The sequence below is a fragment of the Streptomyces sp. NRRL F-5630 genome (assembly GCF_000719475.1).
Classification (GTDB): Bacteria; Actinomycetota; Actinomycetes; order Streptomycetales; family Streptomycetaceae; genus Streptomyces.
Map to the genome: position 1 here is coordinate 41,894 of NZ_JOGO01000048.1, position 6,897 is coordinate 48,790.

The following is a 6,897-nucleotide window of genomic DNA, read 5'->3' on the forward strand; positions in this document are numbered from 1 at the left end:
GTCCCGCCGGAGCACGTCCCCTCGCGCCGGACCCGCCTCGTCAGCGGCCCGGGGCGGCTCCCCGTCCCGCACAGCGGATCGGGGGGCGTGGCGCCTCCTCGTCCCCGCGACTGACGCGAGGTGAGGGGCGGACGGCGGTTTCCGGGTCCTGGCGGGGGACGGACGCCGGTCTGTCGTGGGCGGTGGGGCCGCACGGTATGCGCACCGTGACAAGGAGGCCGCCGGCGGGTCGCGCGGTCACGCTCAAGGACCAGTTGTGCCGCTCAGCGATATGGGCGACCAGCGCCGCGCCCAGCCCCCGTCCGGTTCTGCCGGTGACACTGACGGTCCGGCCCTCGGCACGGTAGAACGGCTGGGTGATCTGGGCGGCCTGTTCGGGAGAGAGCGCGGGTCCGGAGTTGCTGATGCGGAAGAGGGCCTGCCCGGCGTCGGCCGTGAGGTCGATGTCCACCGTGCCCGGCCTCGTGTTGTGCTGGACGGCGTTGTCGACGAGGTTGTCCAGCATCAGTCGCAGGAGTACCGGGTCGGCCGTGATCGGGACCGGGGAAGTCGCGGTATGGCGCAGCTCGACGTCCACGAGGGCTGCTCGGGCCCGTTGTTCACTCAGCACCTGCTGGAGCACGGCGTCCAGCGCGACCGTCTGCCGGTCGAGTTCGCCGTCCTCCACCGCCGCGAGGTCCAGGAGCGCCCTCACCGTCTGTGTACTGCGGGTGCTGAGGTGGCGGAGATCGGTGAGCAGGTCGTGGACGTGGCGCAGCTCCGGGTCGCCCAGGGCGACATCGATGACCGCCTGGCTGGTCGCGAGCGGTGTCTGGAGCTCATGCGAGGCGTTGGCGGCGAACTGGCGCTGGGTGTCGAAAGAGCGCTGCAAGCGGGCCAGCATCGCGTTGAACGTGTGGGCCAGGCTGGTGACTTCGTCGGGCGGGCCCTCCACGTCCACGCGGGAACCGAGGTCGCCCGCGACCGCGTCGCGTGCCGCGGCGTCGATTTCCGCGAGGGGCGCCAACGCACGGCCGACCACGGTGCGCATGAGCAGGGCGCCGAGCACGATGACGACGAGAAAGGCGAGAGCGGAGAAAACCGCCAGGAGGCGCAGGAAGTCAGCCGGGCTCGACACCGTGACGGGAGCGCTGGAGGGCCTGGCCGTCACCGGTTCCTGCCCCGGTACGAGCGTCACGTCGACCGGGGTGAGGGTGTACTGCGGCACGTAGGCCATGAGGACCACCACCAGCGCGACGAGCAGGGCCGCGCTGAGGGCGAGCAAGGTGGCGAACACGACAGTGACCCGCGTCTTCACCGAGAACCGCCGGGAGGTCATCGGGCGGAGTCCTGATCCTGCGGGGGACACGAGGTCTGCCCGGGGCGGATGCGGTAACCCGCGCCGGGGACGGTCTCGATGGGCCAGGGGCGGCCGAGCTTGCGCCGCAAGGTGGAGATCACCACTCGGGGAGAGTTGGTGAACGGGTCGGCGTTCCGGTCCCACGCCTTGGCGAGGAGTTCCTCGGCGCTCAGCACCGCGCCGCCCGCGCGCAACAGCTGTTCGAGGACGGCGAATTCCTTGTTGGTCAGGCTGACCGGGGCGCCGGAGCGGGAGACCTGGCGGGTGAAGGGATCAAGGCTCAGGTCACCGGCCCGGAGCAGCGTGGGGAGCCGGGGCCCCGTACGCCGCGAGATCGCCCGGAGCCGGGCGATCAGCTCAGGGAACTCGAAGGGCTTGGCAAGGTAGTCATCGGCACCGAGCCGCAGGCCCTCCACGCGGTCGTGCAGCCGGCCGGCGGCGGTCAGCATCAGCACCCCTACCCCCGGGTGGGCGCGAACGGCGCGACGGCACACCTCGTCACCATGCACGACCGGGATGTCACGGTCGAGCACCATGGCGTCGTAGTCGTTGAGCTCCAGCATCTCCAGAGCCGATCCGCCGTCACCGGTCGCGTCGACCGTCATCGCGTCGCGCCGCAAGCAGACCTGTAGCGCCCTGGCGAGCAGAGGCTCGTCCTCGACCACAAGAACTTTCACGTCCCCGCTCCTCCCATCCCGCGCACCATGTCCCGCCCCTCCCTTTTCCTCACAGGCCCTGGCGGTACTGTCCCAGACCGCCCTGCCCGGTGCCGGAGCAGCCGCCCCGGCACCGGACCGCGCCGAGCGATGCGGGATCAGAGGTGGTACGTCTCGTCGTCCGCGGGTGTGCCGGGGGTGTCGCCTTCGGGCAGGGGGTGCGCCTGGGGGTCGCCGCCCGGGAGGCGGTAGGTCTCGTCGTCCGCGGGTGTGCCGGGGGTGTCGCCTTCGGGCAGGGGGTGCGCCTGCGGGTCACCCGCCGGGAGGCGGTAGGTCTCGTCGCCTGCGGGCGTGCCGGGGGTGTCGCCTTCGGGCAGGGGGTGTGCCTGCGGGTCACCCGCCGAGGTGCCCGATCCGTCACCTCCGGGCAGGACAGCGGCGGGCTGGTTCCCACTGTCGTGGGAGGAGTCGCCGGACGCGGCGTTCGCGGCGTTCGCCATCGCCGCCCCGCCGCCGATCAGCGTGGCGGCGACCAGACCGATGCCCCAGCTTCGCATGAATCCCATGATGCATCCTCTCCGCGGGCCCCTGGTGGGCCGGCTCCCGCAGTCAACCGGGAGGGATGTTGCGAGAGTTTAAAGAAAGCGCACTGGAGAGCGCACTCATGCGCAGGCGCCTGGCGGCGTCCTTCGGGGAGCGCTTCGCTGCCCCGGCCAAGACGTGCTCGCGCCCCGGTCCGAGGGGCCGGGGCGCGGGTGATGGCGGTACGGGGCGGGTCAGCGCATCGCCGCCGCTGCGGCGCGGGCCAGTGTGCCCGCCGCCTCGGAGCGCGCCTTCTTGCTCGCCTTGCGGTCCGCGAGGGTCTTCGCCGCGGCGGTGAGGACCTTCTTGCCCGGCTTCTTCTTCGTGGCCGGGGCCTGCGAGAGCGCGCTCGCCGCCGCCTTCTTCTCCGCCTTCGTCGGCTTCGAGGCCGCGACGGTCTTTCCCGCCGCCGAGGCCGAGCCGGAGCGGGTCGCCTTCTTGCCGGAGCCCTTCTGCGCGAGCGCGCTGCCCGCCGCCTTCTTGCCCGAGGCGGTCTTCGCCTTCCCGCCCACGGTCTTCCCGGCCGACGCGGCGGACTTCTTGCCCGTCGTGCCGGACGCCTTCTTCGTCTTCGTCGATGTCATCTCGCCCTCCTTGGCGGTGCGTTCGCCGTGCGTGCGGTGATGCACCGTCGGGTTCCCCCGGGAGGGCCGGGCACGCCCCCGAGCCGTGTCCCGGCCCGCCTCCTCGCTCCGCGCCGGTCAGTCCCGGTAGCGGTCGAAGACGCGGTTGCCGTCGCGGACGAGCTTCGTGCGCAGCGCGTCGAGCCCGATCGCGCCGCTGTAGTACTGCTGGAGGGCCGGGGTCGCGACCTTGTCCTTCCACTCGGGGTAGCCGCGCGCGCCGAGTGCGGGGGAGGCGACGAGGTGGGCCGCGACGCGCGTGCCCGTGCGCCAGCCGTCCTTCTCGGTGTTCAGGGAGGGATCGCGCAGGGACGCGGTGCCGGTGGGCAGGAGCCAGTCGCCGCGCGCGAGACGGGTGAGCGAGGCGGTACGGGTCAGGAAGGCCAGGAACGCGACGGCGGCCTCCTTGTGGCGGCAGGCCCGCGAGACCGACAGCGTCTGCGGGCTCACGCCCTGCGCGTGGCCCCCGTCCGGTGCCCCGCGCCCCACGGGCAGCGGCAGCGTCACCCAGTCGAAGCCCTCCGGCGCCTGTTGGCTCACCTGCTGGCGGTACGAGAAGCCGAGCGGGACCATCGCGTACCGGCCCGCGAAGAAGCCGGGCAGTGTGTCGCCGCCGCCCATGCCGAGCCCGCTCGCCGGGGCCGTGCGCTCGTCCCGTACCTGCCGCCTGATCAGCTCGGCGACGGCCGAGTCCGCGGCGTCGAAGCGGACCCGGGTGCGGTCGTCCTCGCGGTGGATGACCCGCCCGCCCGTCGTCACCGCCATGTTGACCGTCTGGTTGACCGGCTCCTTCATCGCCCAGACGACGCCGTACCTGCTCTCGCGTCCCTTCCCGTGCCGTGTCAGCTCCTTCGCCGCCTCCTCGAACTCGTCCCAGGTCCAGGGCTGTTCGGCGGTGGGCAGCGTGATGCCCGCGCCGGAGAGGCGGGCCCGGTCCGCGATCAGGACGCGCGGTTCCTGGAGGAAGGGCACGCCGTAGAGGCCGCCGCGGAAACGGGCCGTGTCCCAGGAGGCGGCGGGGATGCGGGCGCGCAGGTCCGCAGGGAGCAGGTCGCTCAGGTCCGCGAGGTCGCCGCCGTGGCCGAAGTCGGTGAGGTCGTTCGCCTCGTCATGGATGATGTCCGGCGCCGTGTCCCCGGCGAAGGAGGTCAGCAACTGGTCGTGGACAGTGGACCAGGAGCCCTGCACGTAGCGGACGCGGACGGCCGGGCGCGAACGGTTCCACTCCGCGACGAGCGCCTTGTTCGCGGCGACCGACTCGGCCTGCCAGGCGAGCGAGAGGAAGTCGAGGGTCGGGTGCCCCTCGTCGCGCCCGCCCGTGCCGCAGGCGGAGAGCAGCCCCGCCGAGGCGACGGCCGCCCCGAGCACCGTACGGCGCCGCATCAGCCCTTCACCGCCCCGCCGAGCATCCCGCTCGCCAGACGCCGTTGCAGCAAGCCGAAGAAGAGGAGGCTCGGCAGCGTCGCGAGGACCGACGCGGCGGCGAGCGGGCCGAGGTCCGCCGCGCCCTCCGCGCCGACGAAGTGGGTCAGGATCACGGACATCGTCTGCTTCTCCGGGGACTTGAGCAGGACGAGAGCGAAGAAGAACTCGTTCCACGCGGTCACGAACGAGAACATGAGAGTCGCGACGAGCCCCGGAGCGAGCAGCGGCAGGACGACGCCGCGCAGCGTGCGCCACCGCCCGGCCCCGTCCACGGCCGCCGCTTCCTCCAGCGAGGGCGGTACGGCACGGACGTACCCCTGGAGCATCCACAGCGCGAACGGCAGGTTCCACACGACGTACACGACGATCAGACCCGGAAGTGAGTCGATCAGATGCGCGCTCCGCAGTACCAGGAACAGCGGGATGATGATCAGCACGAAGGGGAACATCTGGCTCACGAGCACCCACCCCGTCCCGAGCCTGCCGAGCGCCGAGCGGTACCGCACCATGACGTACGCGGCGGGGACGGCGACCGCCACCGAGATCAGCGCGGCCGAGCCCGCCACGAGCAGGCTGTTGAGGCCCGAGCGGAGCAGCGGCTGCTGGTCGAAGGCGGCGCGGAAATTGCCGAGCGTGGGGTGCGCGGGGAGCCACGTCGGGTCGACGGAGCCGAGTTCGCGCGGCGACTTGAACGCCGTGGACAGCAGCCAGAGGAGCGGGAAGGCGAGGAAGACCAGGTAGCAGAGGAGGGCGAGGTACTGGCCCGTGCGGCCTGCGGCGCGGCGCGCACGCCGTCCCGGCGGAAGGGCCGCGCCCCGGCCCGCCGGAGCGCCCGCACCCCCGCCCGCCGGAGTGCCCGCACCCGCCGCGCGTTCATCCGCCGGAGTGCCCGCCCCCCTCACGCGCTGGCCGCCCGGAGCGCTCGCACGCTCCGCGCGCCGTCCCGCAGGAACGGAACCGCTCACTGGTCCTCCCCCTTCAGCCGCCCGCGCAGGAACACGGCCAGGATCACCGCGACGACGGCCATCATCACGAGCCCCATGGCCGCCGCGTAGCCGAACTGCCCGTACCGGAAAGCCTCTTCGTACGCGAAGAGCATCGGCAGCCGCGTCTTCCCGCCCGGCCCCCCATTGGTCAGCACGTAGACGAGACCGAAGGCGTTGAAGTTCCAGATGAACTGGAGCGCCGTGATCGCGACCGCGACCGGTCGCAGCGCCGGCCACGTCACCGTGCGGAAGCGCCGCCACATCCCCGCCCCGTCGAGCGCCGCCGCCTCGCGCAGTTCGAGCGGCACGTTCTGGAGCCCCGCGAGCAGCACCACCGTCGTCTGCGGCATCCCCGCCCACACCCCCACGGCGATCACGGCGGGCAGCGCGAGCGAGAGGTCCGAGAGCCAGTCGGTGTGGCCGCTCGTCAGGTGCAGATCCCGCAGCGTCGTGTTGAGCAGGCCCGCGTCCGGGTGGTAGACGAGCCGCCACATGATGCCGATGACGACCTCGGGCATCGCCCACGGCACGAGCGCGAGGGTCCGCGCGAGCCAGCGGAGGCGCAGGTCCTGGTCGAGCAGCAGAGCGAGCCCCAGCGACAGGACGAACTGGAGCGCGGTGGCGGCGAGCGCCCAGGTCAGGCCGACGCGGAACGAGTCCCAGAAGAGCGAGTCCCAGCGGAGCGCGGCGAAGTTGTCGAGCCCCGTGAGCGAGGTGCCGCGCGCGCTGCCCGACTGCGCGTCGGTGAAGGCGAGCGAGAGCCCGTACAGGAGCGGCACGACGCTCAGCACGAGGACCGGGATCAGCGCGGGAAGGAGCAGGAACCAGCCGTCGCGGTCGAGACCGAGGGCGGTGCGTCGCGCCCCGGGACTCCTCGGTGGCGAGCCGCCGCGCGCGTCCGCGCGTGCCGACGCGGCCTCGCTCGTCACCGTCATCCCGGTCCCTTCCCCCGCCGTGGGCCCCGGCAGGGACGTCGGTGTCCCGGGGGTGGTCCCCATGGTGCGGAGGAGGAGGGTGCGGCGTCTACCCCCTGCTCACCCCGCGTGCGCAACCGCCCTCACGATCAGCCCCGCAGCACGCGGCCGGTCCTGGAGGCCACCGGCCCCTCACCCGTACGGCTGTCCGGCGTGGCGCGCGCGGCCCGCCGGTGGTGCGGTGGGAGGCCGGAACGGGAGGCGGCCGTGGGGCGGACAGAGGCGGGAGCGGAGACCGGGGCGGCGGGGGACCGTGGGGGTGCGGTGGCGGACGGCGGGGGCCCGGGGCGCGATGGCGGGGCAGCCTGGAGC

At 73.1% G+C, this 6,897-nt stretch carries 7 protein-coding genes; all 7 read right to left on the minus strand.

Translation table 11 applies throughout. From position 1 onward, the window contains the following. Positions 1-40: 40 nt before the first annotated feature. The 7 genes from IF99_RS0121175 to IF99_RS0121205 all read right to left on the minus strand — a co-directional run bounded on the left by IF99_RS0121175 (position 41) and on the right by IF99_RS0121205 (position 6,546). Positions 41-1,318 carry a sensor histidine kinase gene (locus tag IF99_RS0121175; protein ID WP_030998186.1) on the minus strand — a complete coding sequence of 426 codons (1,278 nt, stop codon included), beginning with the start codon at positions 1,316-1,318 and terminating at the stop codon, positions 41-43. Continuing rightward, positions 1,315-2,016: a response regulator transcription factor gene (locus IF99_RS0121180; RefSeq protein WP_051703600.1), complete on the minus strand. Its 702-nt coding sequence runs from the start codon at positions 2,014-2,016 to the stop codon at positions 1,315-1,317. Before IF99_RS0121180 ends, IF99_RS0121175 begins: the two co-directional genes overlap by 4 nt. Before the next feature lie 137 nt (positions 2,017-2,153). Further along, a complete protein-coding gene (locus IF99_RS0121185; protein ID WP_030998188.1) occupies positions 2,154-2,561 on the minus strand; it encodes a hypothetical protein in 408 nt (135 codons plus the stop codon). Positions 2,562-2,771: 210 nt separating this feature from the next. Beyond that, entirely contained in the window at positions 2,772-3,161 is a 390-nt protein-coding gene (locus tag IF99_RS0121190; protein WP_234340790.1) for a hypothetical protein, read from the minus strand. Between the two features lie 117 nt (positions 3,162-3,278). Further along, positions 3,279-4,583 (minus strand): ABC transporter substrate-binding protein, encoded by a 1,305-nt coding sequence (locus IF99_RS0121195; protein WP_030998190.1) that lies wholly within the window; start codon positions 4,581-4,583, stop codon positions 3,279-3,281. Beyond that, positions 4,583-5,590: a carbohydrate ABC transporter permease gene (locus IF99_RS0121200; protein WP_420705691.1), complete on the minus strand. Its 1,008-nt coding sequence runs from the start codon at positions 5,588-5,590 to the stop codon at positions 4,583-4,585. Before IF99_RS0121200 ends, IF99_RS0121195 begins: the two co-directional genes overlap by 1 nt. Then, entirely contained in the window at positions 5,587-6,546 is a 960-nt protein-coding gene (locus tag IF99_RS0121205; RefSeq protein WP_030998192.1) for a carbohydrate ABC transporter permease, read from the minus strand. Before IF99_RS0121205 ends, IF99_RS0121200 begins: the two co-directional genes overlap by 4 nt. Positions 6,547-6,897 lie beyond the last annotated feature (351 nt).

Excerpts from the sequence above, each read along its gene's own strand:
- IF99_RS0121175 (WP_030998186.1), bottom strand. The coding sequence starts at position 1,318 with ATGACCTCCCGGCGGTTCTCGGTGAAGACGCGGGTCACTGTCGTGTTC.
- IF99_RS0121185 (WP_030998188.1), bottom strand. The coding sequence starts at position 2,561 with ATGGGATTCATGCGAAGCTGGGGCATCGGTCTGGTCGCCGCCACGCTG.
- IF99_RS0121190 (WP_234340790.1), bottom strand. The coding sequence starts at position 3,161 with ATGACATCGACGAAGACGAAGAAGGCGTCCGGCACGACGGGCAAGAAG.
- IF99_RS0121195 (WP_030998190.1), bottom strand. The coding sequence starts at position 4,583 with ATGCGGCGCCGTACGGTGCTCGGGGCGGCCGTCGCCTCGGCGGGGCTG.
- IF99_RS0121205 (WP_030998192.1), bottom strand. The coding sequence starts at position 6,546 with ATGACGGTGACGAGCGAGGCCGCGTCGGCACGCGCGGACGCGCGCGGC.